Consider the following 24090-nt stretch of genomic DNA (forward strand, 5'->3'; position numbering starts at 1 on the left):
TTAACATCTATTCCCAAGGGGGGGACTGTCATGAAGAGGTTAGGCTTTGCCATCACCACGTTTACAGCAGTAGCAGCTGCTTGTTGCGCGAATATCTACCGCGAAACGCATTATTTCAAACAAAAACACGTTACATTTAGCAGCAACAAACTTCCAGCGGGGTCCAGCTTTACCATTTTACAAATCAGTGACTTACATAACCACGTTTTTGGTGCGGATAACGAACGATTAATTCATACTGTGGAAACATCTGGCGCTGACATTATTGTGCTGACTGGTGATCTCATCGATAAAAAAACGAAAAACTTGAAACCAATTTTTTCGTTCATCAGTCAAATAACCGCCCACAATCCAAACGTCTTGTTTGTATCCGGTAACCATGAGTGGGCAAATAGCCGTACAGGTGAATTCTTCCATGGGTTGCACGAGCGTAACGTGACGATCCTGGACAATTCGAACATGCAATTCACAAAAAATGCAACGGCCCTTAACATAGCTGGTATCGCTGATCTCTCAACAGCACACGAAGATCTCCATCAAGCCTTTCATCATATTACCGACGAGCACTACACCATTTTACTGTCTCATTCCCCTGACATCACAGAAACCTGTCATACCATACCGGCCGACCTTATTTTGAGCGGGCATACACATGGCGGACAGGTACGGTTTCCTTTTATTGGTGCATTCGTGGCGCCTGGGCAGGGTTTTTTTCCAAAACGAACAAAGGGGACATATCCGATTGGACCGAATCAATATTTATATATTGACAGCGGACTTGGCACGACAAGACTTCCAATGAGGTTTTTGAATCAGAGTCAGTTGAGTTTGATTACGATTGTTGGAAAATGATTAATAGAAAAATCCGCTCTATTTTTCTTTTTTCGCGTTTATATTTCAATGCTTTGCCTATACTCCCATACTAAGAAGAATGATGGTGAGGGATTTGCAATGGCTGAAATAATCGTAATAGCGGCAATTTCTGCAGCAATAATTTTTTTGTTTAAAGAAAGTGATAAATATGTGACAGCCTACAGTGGGAATGAATCGGATTTAAGTGAGGCGAACAATTTTTATTGGTTGCTGCGAAACAACAACATCCCAGTTTCGTACGTGATTCCATATAACTGGGAAAATTTCTCCCGATTTGGCTACAAAAGAAGTTCTGTCTATATAAAGGTAGCTAAAAAGGATATAGAAAAAGCAAGAGAAGTAATGATGTATTATCGGGCAGAGAGATTGAAAATGAAACGAAATATGGAAGCAGTGAGAAATAGATAGAGATGGCGAGCTCAGGGGGGGCATTACTTGAAAAAATATTCGATTATTGATTACTTTTGCGTTAACAACCACAGAAAGCCGGCCTCCCCAGCCGGCTTTCCACCCCTGCTTAGTAAATAAAGTGAAACTTCATTCAGTAGAGGCTGCTGAAAAGTGAAATAGATTCGTTTTGAAAACCTCTGCACCTCGGACGTTTCAGGCCTGCTACCGCACGTTTTGAGTCTGTTCTCGCACGTCTCAGTCCGTTTTCTCCCAAACAATTATGAAAGGTACTTTTTTAGTGATCTCATTCAGTGGGGGGCGACGCAGGACGTGCTATGCAGGCGTGTTGTTACAGGACGTGACGGTTTTGGCCTGCCCTTTCACCCCCACTTAATGTTAGCCACTTCATGCACATTTCAGAGTATAACAATCCCCGATAGACTGTATTCCAATTATTTAAAGCCTCGAAGTATTAGCTTAATTTTATCTTATTCTACAACGAATCACTAATTTCAAACCATGCAGGAATTCCAGCCGTAAGAATACAAATATAACCAGTATCTGCTAATTCTGCTTCCGTTACACCGATAAGTCTTGCTTTATCTATCCAATGGACTGCATCTTTTCCTCTTAATTCCGTAATGTAGTTACCAACCATGTTTATATATTTTTGCTTGGAAGAAACCTGGCCATCCATAAGTATTTGTTTTTCTATTTTTTTGGAATCGCCCATTTTCGCCATATCCAGTAGTTTTTCTAAGAAGCTTGTATCTTCATCACGCAGCAAACCTATTATCGTTTCTAGCACTGCCTTAAGTGTTTTAAGTTCTGTATCTCCTTTTGCAACAGATACACCCTTTAATTCCAATGCATAGGATATTGCATCTAAAGACATGTGAAGTGCTGGAATTCCCTTATAAAGGTAAGCTACCATAAAGTACTCCACCAATTCTGGAACAGTTAAGCCATGATCAATGGCTCCTTTTGTATGATATAGCATACTGCGGGAATAGAGGCGCGCTGCATTCATACTGGCGATAAGTGTATCCTTTTCCTTACGCGTTAAAGCACTGTCTTGCATGACTTCGCTCCGTATATTTGTATAATGGTCCAACACATTCGGACTGTAATCATGCATTTTCTGGACCCATCGCGGTACTTCATCATATACCTCTTTAAAGTAGGCCAATCCATTACTCATTCGCTTTTCACTCCTGTCATCGATTACCGTTTATGCATACCATTACTTTAATAATTTCGCCCCTTCTGCCCATGCTGGCATACCTGCAGTCAACATGGCTATCAAATGACATTCCGCTAATTCAGCCATTGTTGCGCCACAAGATTTTGCACCCTCCGTATGAATCCTTACTCCCTCTGGATAACGCTCAGAAGTATTGATTGCCACTAAAGTCAGTTCCTTCAATTTTCGCGGAACGTTCCCATCATTTAAATTGCCATTCCTTAAATTTGTATAATGTAAAAGGGTTGCTGGTTGATAATTTGCAAGATCCATCACCCATTGCGGTTTTGAGCCAAACGTATGTTGATAATAATTCAGGCATTCATCAAGGTCAAAAAAGGCATCATCTCTCATTGCAGACGTCGCTTCAACAGTTTTTCCCTCGGCGACCTTCTGAGATTTCCCAGCAAAAGCCAATGCCTTGATCCCTTCCAGCCATGCCGGCAAACCACGTGAGAGAATACAAACAGAAAGAATTTCCGCCAATTCTTCCAACGTCGTTCCGGCTTCGAGTGCCGCTTTGGTATGGTGAAACATACCAGCCTCATAGCGTCTGGCCGCATTGACTCCAACAAGAATACATTCCTTTTCCTTCCTCGATAGCGCGCCATCTTTCAAAATCACCTGCTCTAGTCGGGTGTATGCCTCAAGCGCGTCTGGCGCATATTCCTTCATCTGGCGCACCCAACTTAGCAGTTCTCCATCCGCTTCTTGATCATAGGTGTGATGATTGATCATGTATGTCACCTCCAAAAAGTTACTATTTAAACGTAACTACCGTTTTGCCTGGTGCTTTATCTAATGCATTTTGAAAACCTTCCTTAACCCGCTCATATGGAACACTTTTTGTAATAAGATTGGCAAATGGGAATTCCGGATTTGCTGCATAGTCTACCGTTTTACGTAAACTGTCACTCGTAATACCGTAGCTTCCTTTTAGTTGGATTTCACCTCGAACAATTTGATCCATTGGTAACGAGACGTCATTCGTGGAGATACCTACTAACACCATTTCTCCACCTTTTTTCAAAATCTTGATCCCTGTTTTGGGAACGGAATGATGACCGGAACTGTCAATGATCGTATCATACCCATCAGGATTAATGTGAAGCAAATCACCTGCCCCATTTTCACTCAATAGGATCGTTTCATCTGCTCCAAGTTCTCTTGCCTTCTCTAACCGCTGTTCATCGCCTGGAACTCCAGCAACTACAAGCTTTTTCGCATGCAGGCCAACAAGGATACTCACAACGCCTAAGCCAATCGGACCTGGACCAAAGACGACTATTGATTTATCATGTATGGCGTCAATTTTATCAGTAGCTGTTACACCGACACCAATTGCTTCTAAAATGGACCCAACCTCGTTTGAAATAGTATCATTAATTGGGAGCACATTTTTCTCAGGTACGACAATATATTCCGACATCCCACCATTTCTTCTAAAACCGTATTGTAAGGATTTAGGTGGGAGTTTATCAACAAAAAGCTCCCCTGCATCACAACGGTTTTCCTCTCCTTTTAAACAGAATTCACATGTCCCACAGGGGATATATGGATTAATAATCACCCGCTTGCCGACCAGTTTCTGATCAGCATCAACACCAACCTCTTCAACCGTTCCTGTGACCTCATGTCCAAAAACCAATGGATAATGAATCCAATCATAGCCGCTGTGCCCGGCATACATATGCAAATCGCTTCCACAGATCCCTACAGCAGATACTTTAATACGTACATCCTTGTTCCCTACGGCTTCTTCTTCGATATCTTTAATAGAAATATCATAGGCTTTCGCTGAATTCTTTACAACTGCTTTCATTTATCAACACTCCTCTAGTTAAACTCTTTTTAGAATGGTTGCAATGCCTTGTCCGCCTGCTGTACATAACGTAGCTAAGCCTAGTTCTGCTTGTCGTTTCATCATGGCATGGAGTAACGTGACACAAATACGTGCCCCGCTATTCCCGATTGGATGTCCCAATGCAATCGCCCCGCCATTTACATTCACTTTTTCTTTTTGTAAGCCAAGCTCCTGAATAACCGCTAAGGATTGGGCCGCAAAAGCCTCATTTAATTCAATCAAGTCGATATCGCTTAATTGTAGATCGCCCATCTGTAACGCTTTTTTGGTCGCCTCTACTGGACCGATCCCCATACGATCTGGAGCCACCCCGGCAACACCCATTCCTACAACTTCAGCTAATGGTTCTAAATTGTACTTGTTCACCATTTCTTCTGAGACAACCAGTAACATGGAAGCACCATCATTTAATCCGGACGCGTTTCCCGCAGTTACCGTTCCATTTTCCTTAAAGACCGGCTTTAAGTTAGCTAGCTTTTCAAGACTTGTATCCCGCGGGTGCTCATCCACATCAAACTTCAATGCAGTTTTTTTCCTCTGTGGAACTTCAACCGGAACAATTTCATCCTTAAACTGCCCGGACGTAATGGCTTCTGCCGCTTTTCGTTGACTTTCTAAAGCAAACTGATCCTGTTCCTCTCTGGTGATAGAATAATCTTCGGCCAGGTTCTCCGCTGTCATGCCCATGGTAAGCCGTCCGTATGGGTCTTCTGGCTGTGATCCCGGTTGGCTTTCTTTATTAGGATCAAGTAATAAGGCATTTCCCGCTCCGTAGCCATACCGGGCATGACGCAAATAATATGGAGCTGTACTCATACTTTCTACACCACCAGCTATCACCACGTCATTCATTCCACTAACGATGGACATATAAGCATTTTGAATGGCTTGCATTCCTGATCCGCACTGACGATGTACGGTATACCCTGGTAACGATTCTGGTAAATTCGCCTTTAGTAATGAATATCTGGCAATGTTTGATTGATCTTGACTTTGTTTTGCTTGGCCAATAATTACTTCATCAATTGCCTCTTTGGGAAGACCACTTTTCTTGAGCGAATCTTCATACAATGGTACTAATAACTGATCGGGGGTGAGACTTTTTAAAGTTCCTCCCATCTTCCCTACGGCGGTTCGCTTTGCATGCGCAATAAATACTTTACGTCCCATTATTCTACTCCTTTCGTTTGGTTCGTACGTACGGATTCATCTATTTCAAACGTAAATTCCGTATGTTCCTCCACTTGTTCCAAGGTCGTATCGTTCATTAATTCAGCCAAATGCCATTTTCCGTCTCTTTGCTCAAATACAGCAAAATCGGTAATAATCATGTCGACGATTCGATTAGAGGTAATCGGATAGGTGCATTTTTCGACTAGTTTTGCTTCGCCTTTTTTATTGACATGGTTCGTGGTAACAATGATTTTTTGGGCACCAACAAGCAGGTCCATCGCTCCGCCTACGCCCATGATGTTTTTTCCAGGAATAGCCCAATTAGCGATTAGACCATCCCCATCTACTTGCAAGGCACCTAATATAGCAACGTCCACATGTGCGCCGCGAATCATGCCAAAGGAGGTTGCACTATCAAAATAAGATGCGCCTATTCCTTCATCAACCGGTAGTTTACCAGCATTAACTCTTAATGGATCATACGCACTTTCGTCAACTAATTCCGTTACACCTAGTAATCCATTTTCGGTATGGAAATGAATCGATTCGGAATCAATATACTTGGAAACCAATGTAGGAATTCCGATACCCAGATTTATAATCGAACCTTCCTTTAATTCAGCGGCCGCTCGTTTGGCAATCATTTCTTTGGACGTCATCATCTCTTTATTCATTTCGAAACTACCCCTTCCTTCGTTAACACTTTCTCGCTTGCAACAATGGCATCAACAAACAAATGCGGTGTCACAATTTCCTCTGGTGATAGCTCTCCATTTTCGACAATCTCGTCAACTTCAGCGATCACGATTTTACCCGCTGTCGCCATGATCGGATTAAAATTACGACCGGTTTTATAATAGGTTAAGTTCCCCAGTCGATCGGCCTGATGCGCCTTAATCAGTGCCACATCTGCATGTAAGGCTGGTTCAAACAAATAACGTTCACCATCGATTTCACGTACTTCTTTTCCCTTGCCAAGTTCTGTATCAACCCCGGTTTTTGTATAGTAACCACCTAAACCTGCTCCACCAGCTCTAATCGATTCCGCAAACGTTCCTTGAGGCAATAACTGCAAATCTAGCAACCCTTCATTATAGGCAGCTCCCACTTCACGATTACTTGTAAAATACGAGCCGACTGCTTTTTTGAGTTTCCCTTGCCGAAGCAATATGCCTAATCCCTTACCAGGTTCACCGATGTTATTACTCATAATTGTTAATCCATCTACGTTATGCTGTGTCAACGCCTCGATTAATGTCAGTGGTGCCCCAACTAAGCCGAATCCTCCGACCATAAGCGTTTGACCTGATTTTACTTTTTGAATTGCTTCCGCTGTATTCATTACCTCTGCCATATCAATCAATTCTCCTTCAACTATTTTCAGTTTATTCGCATACAAAAATAGCCCACCCCAGAAAAGAAATTTTCCTTCCAGGATAGACTATATAATCTTAACTTTAATAGAAACGGTAGGTCCCTATGATTAAGATTCTGGCTCTCCTACTAATCGGTTTACCATTCTTCTATCGCGATTGCACGGATTGGAGATCCTGTCATCCCCTTTAAATTTAATGGTGTTCCGAAAAAGTAAAATCTGTTTTTATTTAATTGATCTAGATGAACGATATTTTCCATAATCAGAATGTTTCTGCCTAATAACTTTAAGTGAACATCCCGACGCATGTTGTCATTGATATCAGCATTTGGCAGATCCAAACCGATCGCTTTTATGTGGTGATCGACAACCCAATCACCGACAGATCCATCCAGTGCTTTGCAATCAAAATAACCATCTTCCTGCCATTCCCCCGGCCAGCAGCGAAAGAAAACAATATCCCCCTCTTTAAGCGTCAGGTTATTTTCTTTCACTTTGGCTTCCACCATTTCTCGGGTAACCGGCTGATCAGGATCTTTGTCAGATACATCAATTAACACAGCTTCTCCAACGGTAGCATCTAACGGAATGCCCTCAATTGTTAACCCATCCTTAAAGAAATGATAAGGTGCATCCATATGGGTTCCCCCGTGATCAGACATCATGAATACTTTACTATTAAACCCTTCACACGGTGCAATATATCTTGCTTTTGATCGTTCCTGTGTTTCATAATCCATGATGGTAACCTTCGGATGAGATGGAAACGATACGAGCCCATCATATAATAATACAGATAAATCGACAATTTTCATTCTTGTCTCCTCCTTTTTTTCACGAATCATTAACCTAGATAGCCCCACACTAGCACAGCACCTATATAAATGATACCTACCCAGAACATGGAAACAACAGTATAACCCATGACATCTTTTAGTTTTAATCCTGACAACGCTAGGGCTGGTAAAATCCAAAACGGTTGTACTAGGTCATTCCAGGCATTCCCAAGCATGACGGCCATCGATGTTTGACCAAGGGATGCTCCGATTTGGTGAGCCGCATCGATCATAAACGGCCCCTGAACAACCCAATGTCCACCGCCAGATGGAGCGAAAAAGTTGATAACAAATGAGCTAAGTAATCCCCAAAATGGTAGTGTTGCTGCACTTGAAATATCAACAAATATTTTTGAAATGGTTACGACTAACCCAGAAGCAGCCATTATCGCCATAATTCCAGCATAAAATGGATATTGTAGAATAATACCTGAAATCGTTTTAATTCCTTCGTTTAGTTTGGCAACGTAATTCGCCGGATTCCCCAAAAGAATAATGCCAAGGAATAAAATCATGAAATTTATCAGGTTTAAATCCATTGAACCGTGAGAAACAAAATGATAAACCACATAAACGATTCCGACGATACCAATAACCATACTTAATAACCGGCTATTGTTTAGCTTGGTTGCAATCGTGTTATTTTCCAGAACTTCTTCAGATGCTGCAGCAGCTTCTTTGCCCTTTTCAACAGCTGGATCATATTCAATGATATCCTCCGCTTTCTTCGGATGAAGCCATGCGTTTAACAATGGCAATGTAATAATGACAATCAAACTCGTAATAACCATCGGCAGTGAAAAGATCGTATGGGATAGGCCAATCACACCCATTGCCTCTTCCATCGGGTGCCCCGGTGTTGAGACCAAAACAGGAATACTTGCCGATAATCCCAATCCATACAACGTAAATCCGCTATACGCAGCAGCGATGATCAATGGATAATGCACGCCTTTTACTTTTGCAGCCAGTTTTTTAGCCATGATACCACCAATGACAAGTCCAAATCCCCAGTTAAGATAACTGCCGATCCCGCCAACCAAAGTTGCAATAATAATTGCCGTTCTTGGTTTCTGAACTCGATTGGCAATTTTTGATAAAAACTTATCCACAATTGGTGCGCTGGCTAAGACATAACCCATGGCCAGGATAACCGCCATCTGTGTTGTGAAGGCAAGTAAATCCCAAAAACCATCTCCCCACGCTTTCGTAGTATCCAGAAAGCCTTTTCCTTCCACTACCATTGCTAACACTAATGTTAATAATGTAAGACCTATCGCAAAAACAAATGGATCAGGTAAATATTTACGCATTAGATTTGTGAAAAATTTTGTAACCTTTACCATCTCTAAACCCCCTGTGACAAACTATTTTTCAAGCCAATGCATCAATTCATAGAGTTGTGCATTTTTTCGTTGTAATACTGCTTCTGGCTCCTCATCCCATTCATAGAAGCCCTTACCTGTTTTTATTCCCAGTTCGTTATTTTCCACTTTCGAAGTTAGAAGATCAGAGGGACTGCTGCGATTTTCTAGATTGCCATATAAATAATTCGCAATATCATAATGAATATCCAATCCGTTTAAGTCTCGCTGTTCCAATGGCCCAGTGAATAATAGCCTTACTCCTAAACTATAACGAACAACGGTATCAATATCTTCAGCAGAAGCTACACCAGACTCGGCCAGGTACAATGCTTCACGCATCAAGGCATGCTGAATTCGATTGGCAATAAATCCCGGAATATCCTTATGAATAAGTACAGGCTTTTTATTGACTTTTTTTAGTATGGCCATGATACGATTTGTCGTTGAAGATGACGTGTATTCACTTTTTATTACTTCCACCAAAGGTATTACATCCGCAGGCATAAAAAAGTGTGTGCCTATTGCTCGTTCCGGATGCTCTAAAGCGCATACAATCTGATTAATAGATAGTCCCGATGTATTGGTTGAAATAAGTGTTTCCCTACTGCAATAGCTTTCAATTTCTTTAAACACATCTTGCTTCAATGACAGCTTTTCTGGAACAGCCTCGATAACAATATCTGCTGTTGAGACGTTCGAGATCCGTGTGGATAACGTTAAGTGCTCCATCGTTTCACTTATCATATTTTGATCAAAGAGACCATATTGCGATAATTGTTCCAATTGACCAATTATTTTTTGTCTTCCTCGTGTAAGTGCACTTTCAGATGCATCAATCATGGTAACGTTAACATTACCTTGTAAAAATAATTGAGCAATTCCACTTCCCATCGTACCAGCTCCGACAACGGATACATTATTAATTTCTGGTACCACTTTACTCCCTCCCTTTTTTAACGAAAAGCTTTAAAACATAAAAATAGCTTTCCCATTAATAAATAAAGGTAATAGAGTCCACACCTTTATCGCTAATGGAAAAGCTATAATTTCCTAACGACTATAAAAGGGTTGCTTTTATAATTAAGAAACGGCTTTTCGTACGAATTTATTGAACATGTAATTTATATTAAGAATTCTACCAAAGCGTTTATTCATTTGTCAATGCCTATTCCTTGCTTTTTCAACAAAGTTTGACATGTTTTTAACGCTAATCAGGTTGTTATATTCCTTTTGCCCTCTGTTCCCGATATCGTTGAAAAGCGGTTTTTAACGCAATAATAACAGAATTTGTCGATGGTGCAAAATAGTGCTGCTCAATTCGCTTGATTAAATCCTCGATCCCTTTTGATAAATCATAACCTACCAATAACTTCCGGAAAAAGTCCTGTGCCAAATCCGTAATTAATGTAAATTCAGCATCAACAATTATATTCGACTCGATATCAATTTCCAATACAATACCCGAATGCTTGTATTGTTCATACATTGCTGTACCCTGAGGGGCTTTAGCATAACCAGTCACTAAGACTGTTTCTAGTTCCTGAAGTTTTTTTGTCATTTCTGCAATCACCTCAAAAATATTCTATCATGAAAAGGTTTGAAAGCAACTAAAAGCAACCAAGCGCAAACTCAGCTTCCCCCAAATGCCTGCTTCGCCAACTCATCTGCCAAATCATTATATGTATCTCCAGAATGGCCCTTCACCTTCACAAATGTAATATCCATCCGTTTCGCCATTGCATCATAGTACCTTTTATAGGCAATCGTCCCTTCCTTTTTGGCTTGCCATTCGCCCGTACACCATTTTGCAATGCCTTCATAATCGTGATATATGGCAAGACTTTTCGCTCCATTTTCTGCAGCAAACGCCATGGCCTTTTCGGAACCTTTTATTTCACCAGCAACATTGCGCATGGCCGCCAATTCCGGATCATTGAATTTTTCCGAAAAATGATGCTCCTTTCCTTGAAAAAACACCACAGCACCACATGAGAATTCTGAAGTCACTTTATTAAAACTGCCATCCACATACGCTACTACCTCCGATTTGGAGGGCGCTTCATTTGTCTTACCATTTGTTCCTTGCAAGAAATTTTCTGCATCTGATTTATTTGTAAAGCTTTTATACACTGCCCCCGATACTCCGAGCACATTGCGCTTGCATTCGTCCCAGCTTGTAAATATGCCTGTTTTCTTTCCCTTTTTTACCGCATAAAACTTTTTTGCCACTTAAATCATCACCATTCCTGTATATCATATTTGGGGTTTAATAATAACTTTAACACCTATAAATAAAAGAGCACCCCATTAATACAGTGCCCTGCAAATTCATCATGTCCCTATACTTTCTCTCCCAAGAGACCCACCATTGAAGAACATGAAAGGACCAATACTTCTTTAAAAAGAATGTTCATTTACCATAAAAAGCATTCATATACAAAGCCTATTTACGAAATGATTGTTCAACCTGTTTAACCTCTTCGATATCGAGTTCCAAGATATTCGCCACTTTTTCAGCATCCATGCCATTTCTAAGCATTTTTTTTATCGACTCATCCCGCCCCACTTTACGCCCTTGCTCCATTCCTTGCTCTATTCCTCGCTCTAATCCTTGCTCCATTCCTTGCTCTATTCCTCGCTCTAATCCTTGCTCCATTCCTTGCTCCATTCCCTTTTTGACTCCTTTTTCCCAACCTCTTTCAAGTGCTTCTTTTTCCCGCAGCTCCGCCTCTCTAACAATCGCTTCTTCATCAAGTACTCTCTTTAATCGTGCCTCGTATGCCAATCTTTCCTCTTGCGTTCCACTCAGTGCATCCCAGCTTTCAAAGGCATCTTTTAGTTTTTCATCTTTCATAGCAATCGCCTCCAATTCAGAATAAATATCCTCATACAATTTACCGTTACGATGGTCGACAATCCCGAGCAATAGCATCCATCTGGCAAGCAAGTCACTTCGCGGATCCAGTTTTTCCTTTTTCCAATCACTGATTAACTTTGGCATTTCCAGGAAGTGAAATTCCATGACATCTGTTAACGGAAAAAGCGCTTCGTCTTCATATAGTTTATAAGAAGTGTGAAAACGCTCCGTTTGATCAAATAGGTTAAAGTTCGTGATGTTAATAGCTATCACGGGATTCAATTCTTTATATGCCATTTTTTTCTTCATCGGACTTCTGTACACGCCAGCCCAGTAATAGATAGATCGTTTAATCATATCGTACGGGTTTGTGAATTGAATTTCAATGTTAATGGTTTCATGATTATTTGTAACTGCCAGTATATCCATTCTTGATTGCTTATCTTCCTTATATTCAGCACTATTTTCGGTATTTCCAAACATAATATCTTTAATACACTCATTGCCGCTTCTTTGCAATATTGCATTCAAAAAGACAACCGTAATATCTTTATTTTTTTCTGTTCCAAAAAGCTGCTTAAAAGCGTAATCCACTTTTAAGTCCATTAAGCGATGGAGAGGCACTCGCTTCAGCAATCTTGATTTCATCGTATTCACCAGTCCTTTATTAACATAAAATGAAACTTCATTCAGTGGGGTTCCCTTTCTCCCTCACTGAATAGAAGAACAAAGGCTAAGTTCACAACATACTGTTGCAACGCCTTTGTGACCTGCATCATGCAGGCTGAGAACAGAATCGGACCTTTGTCATGCAGTTGACCCCTACTTATCTTTTTTAGTTTCACCTCAAAATCTTGAAGTGGGGGTCTTACTGCTCTTTAAGGCGGGATAAAATGTCTTTTTTGATTACGAATTTTCGCGATGTGTTTTATGATGATAGCGTAATTTCCCGTGGCAAGAAGATAAAGCGTGAATGGGTTAGGGAAAGGTTTCTGAGGGTAAAAGGTGATTTTATTAATACAAAGATAACCAATCCAGCAAAAAAAGTCAAGAACGTTTGTTTCGGTTAAAGCATCAATTTCTTCAATACAAAAATACAAAAATATAAAAATAACACTGAAAAAAAGCAACAAAAACAAATTTCTTTAAAAAATTACATTAGATTTACCTAAAGCAAGGATTTTTTGATTTATCACTCACGATGTTATAGAAATTGAACTATGGTGTTCCTTCTATATCTTCGTGTTGTACTGAATGTGCAAGGCAGAAGTGCTAGCACGACAAAAAAACGAGAAGCCTTCAATAACTCCTCGCCTTCATCCAATCATCTCTCCCTAACAAAAAACTAATCCTGAAGCTTAAAGCGCAAAATTCGTTCTACAGCATCGTCAATTTCGTTTTCTGAGATCTTCCCGTTTTCGACCGCATGTAAAATACCGTTATACACTTTCTCTTGACTTTCAAGGGTGTGGCAGACAAGCAAAAGATTGGCTCCAGCATTGACAGCCCGGTATCCCAATTCCTCATAACTATATAAATTGCTCACCGCCCCCATTTCCAAATCATCGGTTACAACGATCCCCTCATACCCCAGCTGTTCTCGTAACAGATCCTTAATAATAACAGGGGATATACTTGCCGGACGTTCCTTGTCGTAAGCCGGATAAATGAGGTGGGTCACCATCGTAAAATACTTGCTTTGGTCCACTTCTTCAATCATTTTTTTAAACGGATAAATATCACCGTTTTCCAAATCGCCTTTCTCTGCATCCACAGATGACGAGTCAACATGAGGATCGACTGTGCTTCGTCCGTTACCGGGAAAATGTTTCAGCGTCCCGGTAATAGAGGAATCAGCAAACCCTTCTAATACTTGTTTGCCAAACTGATACGTTTTTTTAGGATCTTCCCCAAATGAACGTGTATCTGTTGCCGATAAATCAAGGACAGGTGCAAAATTGACATTAAACCCCATGTCTGCAAGTTCCATTCCTGTATGCTTTGCAGTGGCGTAAATCTCTTCTTTATCGCCTGCTGCACCAAGCTTTTGCTGTGACGGAATAGGAGTGACTTGGTCCCGCATCCGGACAATCTCTCCCCCCTCCTGGTCCACACTAATAATAAGGGGGACCTTGTTCGTTGATTGCAGCGCCAGATCTTGCAAATCCGCATTTAAAGCCGTAACCTGCTCAGGAGTTTCCATATTGCGGTCAAACAGAATAATACCCCCAACATGGTAGTCTTCAATCATTTTCTTCGCGTTCGCATCTACTTCGGTACTAGGAAAACCGACAACCATCATCTGACCGACTTTTTCTTCCAATGTCATAGTTTTCAACAACTCGGCAATCCTTTTATTCGTATTCGGTTTCTCCGTATTATCTAAACTTGACTCGATTGCTTGATTGTTTTCTGTCTTCGTTTTCCGATTATCCTTGCCTTTTAATCCGCTCGTTTTTTCTGGTACATCTTCGGTAGAATCTGCTTGATCCGTTTTTTTAGATCCAGAACTGTGGAAAATACTGAAACCAACCGCACAAATTCCCACAATAACGAGGGTAAGACTAATAATCATGAACGTTCGCTTCATCATTCTGTCCAAGAATCCACCTTTTCCAAATCTGACTTATCTAATTTCCACTTGCCGTTTTCTTTGACCAATGTCCAATATCCTTCCCACTCCTGGACAAGGATCGAATCATCATCCTGATTATCATACGACGTCATTTCTATATACGCTTTCGCTGCGTCATCGTCAATACGTTCAATTTCCATAGCCGTTACATCATCACTAATATTGTCCGCCAATCCGCTTGCCCAGCCATCAACACCAAACTTGCTTTGCATACCAGAGGAAAACAAGCTATATGCCGATTCAAAGTCATCATTTGAAATTCGCAGGTAGTGGTCATTAATTGTCTCACTCACTTCATACGCTTCATCATCAAATGCTTCTTGCTCTGCTTCCTCCGCTTGGGCTAACGCATATTCTTCATCATAGTCATCATAATCAAGATATAACCCTGCATTGTCGGTATCTTTACCAATTATGGTTGTATCGCTCTTTTTAACACCTGTAGAAAATTCCTTTCGCGCGAACAATTCAATGGAGTCATCTTTTGGAACAGGGCCAAAGATGCCGATGTCGCCGATTTTTTTCTTCGTGCTCTTTCCATTTACATAAAGAATAGCATCATTGTTGTCTGAATACAATTCAACATAATTACTGGAAAAGTCAAAAGCCGGACTTACCCCTTCTTCATCCTTCTCGGAGAAATCTACTTCCTGAACGTTTTCCACTTTGCCATAATCTCCATCGATAACGGCTTTTACATTATAGATCCCCGGCAGGAAGGGTCCAAACTTTTTCTCCTTTTCGCCCCCAACTGTTCCAACTTCTTTGCCTCCGACGAAAATCGCCGTCTCATCCTCCGTTGAAGTGACCTCGATGTAAACAGGTTTAATGTTAACCACATAATGATCAAACAATAGCCACTTTTTGCCGTCCTTTTTTAAGCTTGCTAAAGACATGTCTTCTGCAGCTGAAGCAACATTCATGTAATCCGGATGATCCAGATACATCTGCACATCATGTTGCAACTGATCGGACATCGCCGTAATCATTTGCGGACGATCATCCAAAAATGTCAAAAAAGCCTTTGTATCCGTGTTAGATGCGTCCATCTCCAATTGCCCGTCATTGATATATCGTCTCACTTGAGTTGCATCTTTTTCCTTTACCGCTTCCATAAATCGGCTGGTTACTGCCTCAGGACTCATTATCATCTTATTAATCGTATAATAGCTTCCAAATAAAATAATCCCAAGGATAACAATAATCAAGCCTAAAATTTTGGATCGTTTACGTTTAATAGCAGGTTTCTTCTCGCTGCTTTGACGAACTTTTGGGGTACTAGCAACAGCTTGAGATGACTGTTGTTTGGCGTTATTTTTCCTTGACAGTGGTTGTGATTCATTTATCCTTAATGGTTGTTCTAGTTCATTTTTCCCGGATAGCTGTTCCGGTTTGTTTTGCTCTGACAGCTGTTCCGATTCATTTAGCTTTGGCGATCCCTCTGCCTGCATAGATACCCCGCATTCCGGGCAAAACCGCGCCCCCTCTCTCAATGAATGTCCACAATTCTTGCAATACTTCATTCCTTCTCCCCCTTGACAATGTTATGCGGGCAGCGATTTTTATTTTATTTGTCGTGATCAATCAAAAAATGCCAAACGGATAGCATAAAACACGCTTATCCATATTTTTGCTCCTTGTTATTATGTATTTTCGCCCGCACAATTCCATTAATGCAGCATTAATTTGTTTAGATTATACCTCGAGAATGCAAAAAAGTGCAAATAAATAGTGATAAAATACCAGTTGAAAAAGTTAAGATAGGACTATCAACTCACTATTTTGCGGGAGTAACAGTGGGAGGGCTGGATACGTCACTGACCTCATAATTAGATCCGGTTACCTATTTCTAAACAAAGCAGACCTATACAATCCTGCCGTTTAAGGTGTATAGGTCCGATGTTAACGATTACCTCTATTAGTTTTGAATGGTAATATTCATTCCGTTTCTGCTCCATACATCTCAACTATTGCAGCGCAAACGCGAAGATGAATTTACTGATCGACTAGAAGCGACCATGCACTTTACCTTTGGTGTATAAAAAGATCCGATCAACCGCTCTGACAGACATCCTCAAGTGAAACCTTACAACCGCTTTAACGAGATAGCCTTGCGCATATCTTGTAATGCTTCCTTCCCTTTTTCCTTTCCAGCAATCATCACATTTGTATAGAGTGCATCCATAATACTCAATTGGGCAATTCGGGACGATAAGGCTTCCGAACGAAAATCCGTTTCCTCCGCTACCGTGTACAGTGAAATATCTGCTTCCTTCGTTAATGGGGACTTCGCGAAATTCGTAATACTGATCGTTTTCACCCCTTTTTCTTTTAAAACCTGCAAGACATCAAGTAAATCCTTTGTTGACCCTGAGTGTGAAATCAACACAGCAGCATCCTTTTTTGATAACTGTGATGCTGACATAAGCTGCATATGTGAATCAAGATTCGCATTTACCTTCAGACCACTTCGAATAAATTTATGGTACCCATCAAGTGCGATCAGGGCTGAGCCACCATTTCCAAAAAATTCAACCCGGTCCGCTTGCAAAATCATATCTACAGCCTGTTCAATCGCGTTACCATCTAATATATGCAATGTATCTTCCAAGGTTTTAATATTCGAACGAAATACCTTTTCAGAAACGGTTGCAATACTATCCCCGTCATTAATCGTTTCATGAATATCCTTCATTGGTGTGACAATCTCAGCAGCAAGTGCAATCTTTAATGCCTGATACCCCTTAAATCCGATCCGTTGGCAAAAACGAAATACGGTTGATTCAGCTACATGTAATTCATCTGATACCTGATTGATTGTATGATGGATAATATTTTGGGGATTGTGTAAAATGTAGTCTGCTATTTTCTTTTCCTTTTCGCTAAACCTGCTATAATTACTGCGAATGCTTGCTAAACCATGTTGATGTACGTTATCCATTGAACGTTCCCCTTACTTTTATTGTCTAAGTCTATTATAAATGAAAAAAGTTTTTTTAAAAGTATTGCTTACGGAAAAATATTTGATATAATTTATTTAAGATGAAAAAAAATTCTTCTATATGAGGAGGACATCATGAAATTAGGTATAGTTGGTCTTGGTAAAATGGGCCTCAACATCGCATTAAATTTAGCCGAACATGGACATGAAGTTATAGGCTATGACACTCATTTAACTGTAGTAGAGAATATCGCACAAAAGAACTTAGAATTACAAGAATCATTAGAAGAACTTGTGAAAAGGCTTCCGTCTCCCAAAAAAATTTGGTTAATGGTTCCCGCCGGTGATATCACGGAATCGGTAATTAATGAATTGGCACCACTGCTAACTGCAGGTGACATACTGATTGATGGGGGCAACTCAAACTACAAAGATACGCTTCGCCGTGGGAAATCACTGCAGGAAAAAGGAATTTATTTTTTTGACTGCGGTACGAGTGGTGGCCCTAGCGGTGCAAGGCAAGGCGCATGTACCATGATTGGCGGTAATGCCGATAAATTTGCAGAAATTGAACAGCTTTTTAAAGATATGTCGGTGGAGAATGGCTATCTGTATACCGGTAAGTCTGGTAGCGGGCACTTCCTAAAAATGGTTCATAATGGCATCGAATACGGGATGATGCAAGCAATCGCTGAAGGGTTTGAAATTTTAAACAAAAGCGATTTTGATTATGACTACGAAAAAGTTGCTAACGTTTGGAATCATGGATCGGTCGTCCGTTCCTGGCTAATGGAATTAATCGAAAGTGCCTTTTCAAAGGATGCAAAGCTTGATGAGTTACGCGGCGTCATGAATTCATCTGGGGAAGGCAAATGGACGGTCGAATCAGCACTTGACTTCCAGGTCGCGGCTCCTGTTATCGCATTATCATTAATGATGCGTTACCGCTCCAAGGAAGAGGATACTTTTTCGGGAAAAGTTGTCGCCGCACTTCGAAATGAGTTTGGTGGACATGAGGTAGTGAAGAAGTAGCAGCAAGCCGGATTGGATCCGATTCATCCGGCTTATCATTAAAAAAAAATGAAAACGTTTAAAAAGGGAGGAAAATGAAATGTCAGGTTCAACATTAATTATTGTGGCGCTTGCTGGTATTTTCGTATTATTATTTTTAGTTATTCGCACAAAGCTGCACGCATTTGTCGCTTTATTGCTTGTAAGTTTACTAGTCGGCATCGCTGCTGGGATGCCACTAAGTGGAGTGATTGAATCCATTGAAAGCGGAATGGGGGGAACACTTGGATTCGTAGCAGTCGTTGTCGGTCTTGGCGCCATGTTTGGTAAAATGCTTGAAATTTCCGGTGGAGCGGAACGGCTTGCCCAAACCCTAATCAATAAATTCGGGGAAGAAAAGTCACAATGGGCCCTAGGTATTACTGGATTTATTGTCGCAATTCCGGTATTTTTTGATGTTGGCTTTATTATTTTGGTTCCAATTATATATGGATTAGCAAAAAAAACCGGAAAGTCATTACTTTATTATGGAATCCCTTTGTTGGCAGGTCTTGCCGTAACACACAGTTTTATTCCACCAACCCCCGGACCAATCGCTGTTGCTGATTTAATTGGCGCTGACCTGGGTTGGGTTATTCTATTCGGGGCGATAGCAGGTATTCCTTCGATGATCATTGCCGGCCCGATATTTGGTAAATATATTGCTAAGAAAATCCATGCCGATATACCCGATTACCAAAAAATCGAGGAACAGGAATTTGATCAGGAATTACCGAGCTTTGGAATGATCGCATCCTTAATTTTCATCCCATTGGTCCTGATCCTGACGAACACATTATCCGAAGCTATCCTTGAGGAAGGCAATACGATTAGAAGTATTTTTACATTCTTGGGACATCCTTTTGTTGCCCTGACTATTGCCACACTATTAACCTTCTATTTCCTTGGGGTTAAACGTGGCTATTCCAGAGATGATGTTCAGGATATGGCAACAAAAGCATTGGAACCGGCTGGAATTATTATCTTGGTAACGGGTGCCGGTGGCGTTTTTAAACAGGTATTAATTGATTCAGGTGTTGGTGATGTGATTGGTAACATGATGGTAGGTTCTGCATTACCTCCAATTCTGCTGGCGTTCCTGATTACCGCATTTGTACGGGTTGCCCAAGGTTCTGCAACCGTAGCCATGGTGACGGGTGCCGGCTTAATGTCCCCATTATTCGATACACTTGGGTTCTCAGGTCCTGTCCTTGGATTGATGGTAATTGCCATTGCAGCAGGTGCAACCATTGCTTCCCACGTAAACGATTCTGGATTCTGGCTTGTTAACCGGTATTTTGGACTTGATGTAAAAGATACGTTGAAATCATGGACCATCATGGAATCATTAATTGCGTTCATAGGCTTTGCAGTAGTATTTATATTAAGTCTATTTATCGGCTAATTAAAATGGGAAAGGGAATATTTTATGGTTCCCTTTTCTTTTTTCCGTTATAATCATTTGCAGCACGTAAAACAGGAGGAACATCAATGACACAACAATATTATTTAGGTGTCGACATTGGTACAACAAGTACAAAGGCTGTTTTATACACTAAGCAAGGAAAAGTTGTATCAATGAACACCATCAACTATCCGTTACACACACCAAACCCATTAACTGCCGAGCAAAATCCGGATGAAATAGTTGACGCCGTCACAAATGCTATAAAAGAAACAATCAGGAATATAACACAAAGTGAACTGGCATTTGTCTCCTTCAGCTGTGCCATGCATAGTCTTATCGCCGTCGATCAGACAGGAAGTCCTTTGACAAACAGTATCACTTGGGCAGATACCAGAAGTGCCGAGCACGCTAAAAAAATTAAAGAAGTGCACAATGGACATGAAATTTACTTACGGACCGGTACACCCATCCATGCCATGTCCCCACTTGCCAAACTGGTTTGGTTAAGAGAAGCAAAACCGGAAATTTTTGAACGGGCCGCAAAATTCATTTCGATAAAAGAATATGTCTTTTACAAGCTGTTCGGAAAGTTTGTAATCGATTATTCCATCGCTTCTGCAACAGGTCTGTTCAATCTGCGGTCGCTTGATTGGGATGCAGGTGCATTACAGCTTGCCGGCATCATGCCGCAACAATTATCCGAAATCGTTCCAACCACCTATAAATTAACCGAGCTTAAAAAGGAATACCAATCGTTAATGGGTATAGACAGCGATACACCATTTATTATCGGCGCAAGTGATGGGGTTCTTTCCAACTTGGGCGTAAACGCCATTGAACCCGGTGTTGTAGCCGTCACGATTGGTACGAGCGGTGCCATTCGTACGGTTTATAAGGAACCAAAGACAGATCCAAAAGGACGGATTTTCTGTTATGCGTTAACCGAAAACCATTGGGTAATCGGCGGTCCAGTGAATAATGGCGGAATTGTTTTGCGCTGGCTTCGCGATGAATTTGCTGCCGCAGAAGTGGAGACGGCCAAACAGCTAAATATTGACCCGTACGATGTTTTGACAAAAATAGCCTCCAATGTAAATCCAGGATCGGATGGCTTGATTTTTCATCCTTATTTGACGGGAGAACGCGCCCCACTATGGAACGCAAATGCACGGGGATCATTCTTTGGCTTGAGTATTCACCATAAAAAACAACATATGATCAGAGCCGTTTTAGAAGGAACAATTTATAACCTATATACCGTACTGCTGGCGCTTGAAGAATTAACTGGCGAGCCAAAACGCATTCAGGCAACGGGAGGATTTGCTCGTTCCAAAATGTGGCGGCAGTTAATGGCAGATATTTTTGAAAAACCGGTCATTGTGCCAGAGAGCTTTGAAAGTTCGTGTCTTGGTGCTGTCGTTCTTGGCATGTATGCAACTGGAGAAATAGATGACTTTTCCATTGTTTCTGAAATGGTTGGGAATACAAATACACATGTCCCAAACGAGGAAACTGCCGTTATCTATCGGGAACTCTTACCAATCTTTATCCGTCTATCACGAATGCTTAATGAAGAATATGAAAGTATCGCGAGGTTTCAGCGGAACTATTTAGGTGATGAAGCGCATGAAAAATGATAAGGTCATTGGGATCTTATCATTTTTTTATACCCCCTCATTTGGAGTAAGGAAAAGTTGAGACTATCGGAAAAGTAAAACTGATTGATCTTTAAAATTTCCACTCTTTACACTTTTATTGTAACACCTTTGTGAAGATAAATAGCGCGCACTTATTTGTTTTCAAGGGCGTTGGTACCGGAAACCAAAGCCTCTAGAAAGCCTTTTCGAAAGTCAGACATGTTGCTAGTCAGCCACTCCCGCCATTATTATCGACATTCACTCCATTTATTTCACGTGACAAAATTTCAAGTAAACTCTGTTTGGATTCCACTGGCAATAATTCTGCCAAACGTTCTAATCCCATCGAATAGATCAACGCAATTGTGGAACGACCTCAAAATCCATGGGGTAAAAATGATGATCAAACCCGAAAACTTTGTTAACCCGTTCCTTTTTCAGCCATATATATCTTGATCATGTGCCGTGGAGCCGTCTTTTTCACCATTCTTAACCATTCCAACAAGTTCAAACAATGGATCCTTTTGGGCTGTTCGATTGCTTACCAAAAAGTTATCAATCGCCTCCCGTATAATTTCCGCTTCCGTCCTTCCTTTTATTGCAGACAATTGTTTCACTTCCTTATTTTGATCAGGCTCAAGATAAATTTGTTTCCTAATCTTCCGTTCATATTCCATACGTGTCGCCTCTCATATTCATTATACAATAAAGTGAAGCCTCATTCAGCGCGGGTTTTCGACGCACAGGACGTGACGGTTTAAGCCTGCCTTTTCTCCCCCACTGAGATAGAGAAACAAAGGCTAAGAACTCAGGCGTCTGAGTTGCAGTGCCTTTGTGACCTGCATCGTGCAGGCCCGAACAGAATCGGGCCTTTGTCATGCAGTTGACCCTCCCTTATCTTTTTTCGTTTCACCTCAAAATCTTGAAGTGGGAATCTTACTACCCGTTGAGGCGGGTTAAAGTGAATGACCCCACCTTACCATCCTATCGGAATGCTTGAAGATGGGGCTTCCTGTTTCACAGACCTTTGCATCTTAGGGAATTCCCAAGACGTCTTACATGGTCTCCACAGGCTTTGTTTATACTGTTCGGACACAACCTTGCCCTACAGTTTTTTGTGTTTTATTTAGCTAAAAGCTGCCATCTGATCCAACCTGTCCATCCCTTTTCGCAAAATGTTCACGCTTGCATTGTGGTCGCGGTCCATGATGTTCCCACATCTCTTGCAAATATGGGTACGAATGGAAAGCGACTTCTTTACCCTGGTCCCACACTTGGAACAGTCCTGTGACGTGAAGGCGGGATTGACTTTTAACAGGAGACCACCATTTCGCTCACATTTATAGGAAAGCATATTTCGGAACATGCCCCACCCAGCGTCAGTTATGGATTTGGACAACCGTTTATTTGTTACCATATGACGAATGTTAAGATCCTCCAAGACAATGACGGAATAGTCTTTTGCCAAATGGTAGCTCAATTTATGTAAAAAGTCTCTTCGCTGATTCGCTACCTTTTCATGGAGGGAACGGACGTTACTAACTGTTTTTAGATAATTTGCTGATCCGCATTTCATATTGGTAAGTTTGGCCTGTGCCCTTTGAAGTTTCTTCTCCGTTTTGTGAATGAATTTCGGGTTTTCATAACTTTTCCCATTGGATAAAACTGCATATTGATGAATACCTACATCTATACCAACGGCAAGGTCAAGATTAATTGGCGCTGGGTCTGCCTGTCCTTCGACACTAAAAATAGCATGCCAGCGGCTGCCTTGCCGCTTGATAATTAGTTGTTTGATTTTCTCATCCATAGGTCGATGTAAGTGAATCGGAATTTGTCCAAGTTTGGATAGTTGCAACTTGCCATTTTCCGCAAAAGATGCTGCGTAACGATGATGGGTGTTCGGTTTGAAGCCAAATTGTGGGAAAGTCATGCTGTTGTAGTCCTTGTACTTCTTGAGTTTGGGGTAGTTCGCTTCTTTTCGAAAAAATTTGGTATAGGCATGGTCGAGTCGTCGGAATACTTCTTGTAAAGCTTGGGATGGTACCTCTTTTAGGAATTCCCATTTTCCTTTGTCTTGTTTCAATTGCTTTTGCATGTCGAAACGACTATATGTTTCCTTCGATTGGTTGTATTTACGCTGTTTGTCCAAAAGTGCAGAATTATATGTTTGTCGGCAACAGGAAAGCCAGGATTCCAGTATGTCGATTTGTTCGGGTGAAGGAAAGATTTCATATTTGTAGTTTAGTAACATGAATCCACCTCCTAACTCTAATTATAGACCTTATGTTCGGGATTTTCAAGTACTTTGCTGAGCAAACCGAAATTCATCTCCCTCTTATCCTTGGGTTTCACCCGTAACAGGATGGAAGGGGGAGACTTCTTTCGGAAGGCTGTTAAAAATTTAAGTATGAGGTGCCCAGGGGATAGTACAAAGAAGT

22 protein-coding genes are annotated in these 24090 nt (G+C 41.1%); 5 read left to right on the forward strand and 17 right to left on the reverse strand.

Going from position 1 to position 24090, the window contains the following annotated elements; genetic code table 11:
- Window positions 1–30 precede the first annotated feature (30 nt).
- Together WMZ97_RS07010 and WMZ97_RS07015 are read left to right on the forward strand one after the other, a co-directional pair.
- Complete coding sequence (locus WMZ97_RS07010) at window positions 31–852, forward strand: metallophosphoesterase (protein ID WP_343271378.1); 822 nt, start codon at window positions 31–33, stop codon at window positions 850–852.
- 99 nt (window positions 853–951) lie between these two features.
- On the forward strand, window positions 952–1281 hold the full coding sequence (locus tag WMZ97_RS07015) for a hypothetical protein (RefSeq protein ID WP_343271379.1): 330 nt from the start codon (window positions 952–954) through the stop codon (window positions 1279–1281).
- A gap of 475 nt (window positions 1282–1756) precedes the next feature.
- On the opposite strand, the gene WMZ97_RS07020 is transcribed toward WMZ97_RS07015, so the two are convergent.
- From WMZ97_RS07020 to WMZ97_RS07090, 15 genes are all read right to left on the reverse strand, one after another.
- A complete protein-coding gene (locus WMZ97_RS07020; protein ID WP_343271380.1) occupies window positions 1757–2464 on the reverse strand; it encodes a carboxymuconolactone decarboxylase family protein in 708 nt (235 codons plus the stop codon).
- Window positions 2465–2506: 42 nt separating this feature from the next.
- Window positions 2507–3244: a carboxymuconolactone decarboxylase family protein gene (locus WMZ97_RS07025; protein WP_343271381.1), complete on the reverse strand. Its 738-nt coding sequence runs from the start codon at window positions 3242–3244 to the stop codon at window positions 2507–2509.
- Between the two features lie 22 nt (window positions 3245–3266).
- Window positions 3267–4328, reverse strand: a complete 1062-nt coding sequence (locus WMZ97_RS07030) for a zinc-dependent alcohol dehydrogenase (protein WP_343271382.1) — start codon at window positions 4326–4328, stop codon at window positions 3267–3269.
- An 18-nt stretch (window positions 4329–4346) separates the two neighbouring features.
- Window positions 4347–5540 carry a thiolase family protein gene (locus WMZ97_RS07035; RefSeq protein WP_343271383.1) on the reverse strand — a complete coding sequence of 398 codons (1194 nt, stop codon included), beginning with the start codon at window positions 5538–5540 and terminating at the stop codon, window positions 4347–4349.
- Complete coding sequence (locus WMZ97_RS07040; RefSeq protein WP_343271384.1) at window positions 5540–6217, reverse strand: 3-oxoacid CoA-transferase subunit B; 678 nt, start codon at window positions 6215–6217, stop codon at window positions 5540–5542. Before WMZ97_RS07040 ends, WMZ97_RS07035 begins: the two co-directional genes overlap by 1 nt.
- Window positions 6214–6897 carry a CoA transferase subunit A gene (locus WMZ97_RS07045; protein WP_343271511.1) on the reverse strand — a complete coding sequence of 228 codons (684 nt, stop codon included), beginning with the start codon at window positions 6895–6897 and terminating at the stop codon, window positions 6214–6216. Before WMZ97_RS07045 ends, WMZ97_RS07040 begins: the two co-directional genes overlap by 4 nt.
- Before the next feature lie 158 nt (window positions 6898–7055).
- Window positions 7056–7733 carry a cyclase family protein gene (locus tag WMZ97_RS07050; RefSeq protein ID WP_343271385.1) on the reverse strand — a complete coding sequence of 226 codons (678 nt, stop codon included), beginning with the start codon at window positions 7731–7733 and terminating at the stop codon, window positions 7056–7058.
- Window positions 7734–7762: 29 nt separating this feature from the next.
- Window positions 7763–9100 carry a short-chain fatty acid transporter gene (locus WMZ97_RS07055; protein ID WP_343271386.1) on the reverse strand — a complete coding sequence of 446 codons (1338 nt, stop codon included), beginning with the start codon at window positions 9098–9100 and terminating at the stop codon, window positions 7763–7765.
- 21 nt (window positions 9101–9121) lie between these two features.
- Entirely contained in the window at window positions 9122–10057 is a 936-nt protein-coding gene (locus WMZ97_RS07060; protein WP_343271387.1) for a 3-hydroxyacyl-CoA dehydrogenase NAD-binding domain-containing protein, read from the reverse strand.
- Between the two features lie 283 nt (window positions 10058–10340).
- The gene (locus WMZ97_RS07065; RefSeq protein WP_343271388.1) at window positions 10341–10679 is read right to left on the reverse strand and encodes a DUF3870 domain-containing protein; all 339 of its coding nucleotides are present in this window, start codon (window positions 10677–10679) and stop codon (window positions 10341–10343) included.
- A gap of 71 nt (window positions 10680–10750) precedes the next feature.
- Window positions 10751–11350, reverse strand: a complete 600-nt coding sequence (locus WMZ97_RS07070; RefSeq protein ID WP_343271389.1) for a ribonuclease H family protein — start codon at window positions 11348–11350, stop codon at window positions 10751–10753.
- 214 nt (window positions 11351–11564) lie between these two features.
- Complete coding sequence (locus WMZ97_RS07075) at window positions 11565–12626, reverse strand: Rpn family recombination-promoting nuclease/putative transposase (protein WP_343271390.1); 1062 nt, start codon at window positions 12624–12626, stop codon at window positions 11565–11567.
- 697 nt (window positions 12627–13323) lie between these two features.
- Complete coding sequence (gene nagZ, locus WMZ97_RS07080; RefSeq protein ID WP_343271391.1) at window positions 13324–14571, reverse strand: beta-N-acetylhexosaminidase; 1248 nt, start codon at window positions 14569–14571, stop codon at window positions 13324–13326.
- Window positions 14568–16136, reverse strand: a complete 1569-nt coding sequence (locus WMZ97_RS07085; protein ID WP_343271392.1) for a TcaA 3rd/4th domain-containing protein — start codon at window positions 16134–16136, stop codon at window positions 14568–14570. The genes nagZ and WMZ97_RS07085 overlap by 4 nt, the downstream gene beginning before the upstream one ends.
- Before the next feature lie 563 nt (window positions 16137–16699).
- The gene (locus WMZ97_RS07090; RefSeq protein WP_343271393.1) at window positions 16700–17554 is read right to left on the reverse strand and encodes a MurR/RpiR family transcriptional regulator; all 855 of its coding nucleotides are present in this window, start codon (window positions 17552–17554) and stop codon (window positions 16700–16702) included.
- A gap of 135 nt (window positions 17555–17689) precedes the next feature.
- Here WMZ97_RS07090 and gnd point away from each other — a divergent pair, with 135 nt between their 5' ends.
- The 3 genes from gnd to gntK all read left to right on the forward strand — a co-directional run bounded on the left by gnd (window position 17690) and on the right by gntK (window position 21649).
- A complete protein-coding gene (gene gnd / locus WMZ97_RS07095; protein WP_343271394.1) occupies window positions 17690–18586 on the forward strand; it encodes a phosphogluconate dehydrogenase (NAD(+)-dependent, decarboxylating) in 897 nt (298 codons plus the stop codon).
- A 79-nt stretch (window positions 18587–18665) separates the two neighbouring features.
- Window positions 18666–20009, forward strand: coding sequence for a GntT/GntP/DsdX family permease (locus WMZ97_RS07100; protein ID WP_343271395.1), 1344 nt, complete (start codon window positions 18666–18668; stop codon window positions 20007–20009).
- Window positions 20010–20095: 86 nt separating this feature from the next.
- Window positions 20096–21649, forward strand: a complete 1554-nt coding sequence (gntK, locus tag WMZ97_RS07105; protein WP_343271396.1) for a gluconokinase — start codon at window positions 20096–20098, stop codon at window positions 21647–21649.
- A 437-nt stretch (window positions 21650–22086) separates the two neighbouring features.
- On the opposite strand, the gene WMZ97_RS07110 is transcribed toward gntK, so the two are convergent.
- A complete protein-coding gene (locus WMZ97_RS07110; RefSeq protein WP_343271397.1) occupies window positions 22087–22326 on the reverse strand; it encodes a ribbon-helix-helix domain-containing protein in 240 nt (79 codons plus the stop codon).
- A gap of 449 nt (window positions 22327–22775) precedes the next feature.
- Window positions 22776–23903, reverse strand: a complete 1128-nt coding sequence (locus WMZ97_RS07115; RefSeq protein WP_343271398.1) for an RNA-guided endonuclease InsQ/TnpB family protein — start codon at window positions 23901–23903, stop codon at window positions 22776–22778.
- Between the last annotated feature and the right edge of the window lie 187 nt (window positions 23904–24090).

Origin of the sequence: Lentibacillus songyuanensis (assembly GCF_039548255.1) — a bacterium.
Taxonomy (GTDB): Bacteria; Bacillota; Bacilli; order Bacillales; family Amphibacillaceae; genus Lentibacillus_C; species Lentibacillus_C songyuanensis.

What these genes read in the sequence shown, in the direction of transcription:
- WMZ97_RS07010 (WP_343271378.1), top strand. Translation starts at nt 31, where the DNA reads ATGAAGAGGTTAGGCTTTGCCATCACCACGTTTACAGCAGTAGCAGCT.
- WMZ97_RS07015 (WP_343271379.1), top strand. Translation starts at nt 952, where the DNA reads ATGGCTGAAATAATCGTAATAGCGGCAATTTCTGCAGCAATAATTTTT.
- WMZ97_RS07020 (WP_343271380.1), bottom strand. Translation starts at nt 2,464, where the DNA reads ATGAGTAATGGATTGGCCTACTTTAAAGAGGTATATGATGAAGTACCG.
- WMZ97_RS07025 (WP_343271381.1), bottom strand. Translation starts at nt 3,244, where the DNA reads ATGATCAATCATCACACCTATGATCAAGAAGCGGATGGAGAACTGCTA.
- WMZ97_RS07030 (WP_343271382.1), bottom strand. Translation starts at nt 4,328, where the DNA reads ATGAAAGCAGTTGTAAAGAATTCAGCGAAAGCCTATGATATTTCTATT.
- WMZ97_RS07035 (WP_343271383.1), bottom strand. Translation starts at nt 5,540, where the DNA reads ATGGGACGTAAAGTATTTATTGCGCATGCAAAGCGAACCGCCGTAGGG.
- WMZ97_RS07040 (WP_343271384.1), bottom strand. Translation starts at nt 6,217, where the DNA reads ATGAATAAAGAGATGATGACGTCCAAAGAAATGATTGCCAAACGAGCG.
- WMZ97_RS07045 (WP_343271511.1), bottom strand. Translation starts at nt 6,897, where the DNA reads ATGGCAGAGGTAATGAATACAGCGGAAGCAATTCAAAAAGTAAAATCA.
- WMZ97_RS07050 (WP_343271385.1), bottom strand. Translation starts at nt 7,733, where the DNA reads ATGAAAATTGTCGATTTATCTGTATTATTATATGATGGGCTCGTATCG.
- WMZ97_RS07055 (WP_343271386.1), bottom strand. Translation starts at nt 9,100, where the DNA reads ATGGTAAAGGTTACAAAATTTTTCACAAATCTAATGCGTAAATATTTA.
- WMZ97_RS07065 (WP_343271388.1), bottom strand. Translation starts at nt 10,679, where the DNA reads ATGACAAAAAAACTTCAGGAACTAGAAACAGTCTTAGTGACTGGTTAT.
- WMZ97_RS07075 (WP_343271390.1), bottom strand. Translation starts at nt 12,626, where the DNA reads ATGAAATCAAGATTGCTGAAGCGAGTGCCTCTCCATCGCTTAATGGAC.
- nagZ (WP_343271391.1), bottom strand. Translation starts at nt 14,571, where the DNA reads ATGATGAAGCGAACGTTCATGATTATTAGTCTTACCCTCGTTATTGTG.
- WMZ97_RS07085 (WP_343271392.1), bottom strand. Translation starts at nt 16,136, where the DNA reads ATGAAGTATTGCAAGAATTGTGGACATTCATTGAGAGAGGGGGCGCGG.
- WMZ97_RS07090 (WP_343271393.1), bottom strand. Translation starts at nt 17,554, where the DNA reads ATGGATAACGTACATCAACATGGTTTAGCAAGCATTCGCAGTAATTAT.
- gnd (WP_343271394.1), top strand. Translation starts at nt 17,690, where the DNA reads ATGAAATTAGGTATAGTTGGTCTTGGTAAAATGGGCCTCAACATCGCA.
- WMZ97_RS07100 (WP_343271395.1), top strand. Translation starts at nt 18,666, where the DNA reads ATGTCAGGTTCAACATTAATTATTGTGGCGCTTGCTGGTATTTTCGTA.
- gntK (WP_343271396.1), top strand. Translation starts at nt 20,096, where the DNA reads ATGACACAACAATATTATTTAGGTGTCGACATTGGTACAACAAGTACA.
- WMZ97_RS07110 (WP_343271397.1), bottom strand. Translation starts at nt 22,326, where the DNA reads ATGGAATATGAACGGAAGATTAGGAAACAAATTTATCTTGAGCCTGAT.
- WMZ97_RS07115 (WP_343271398.1), bottom strand. Translation starts at nt 23,903, where the DNA reads ATGTTACTAAACTACAAATATGAAATCTTTCCTTCACCCGAACAAATC.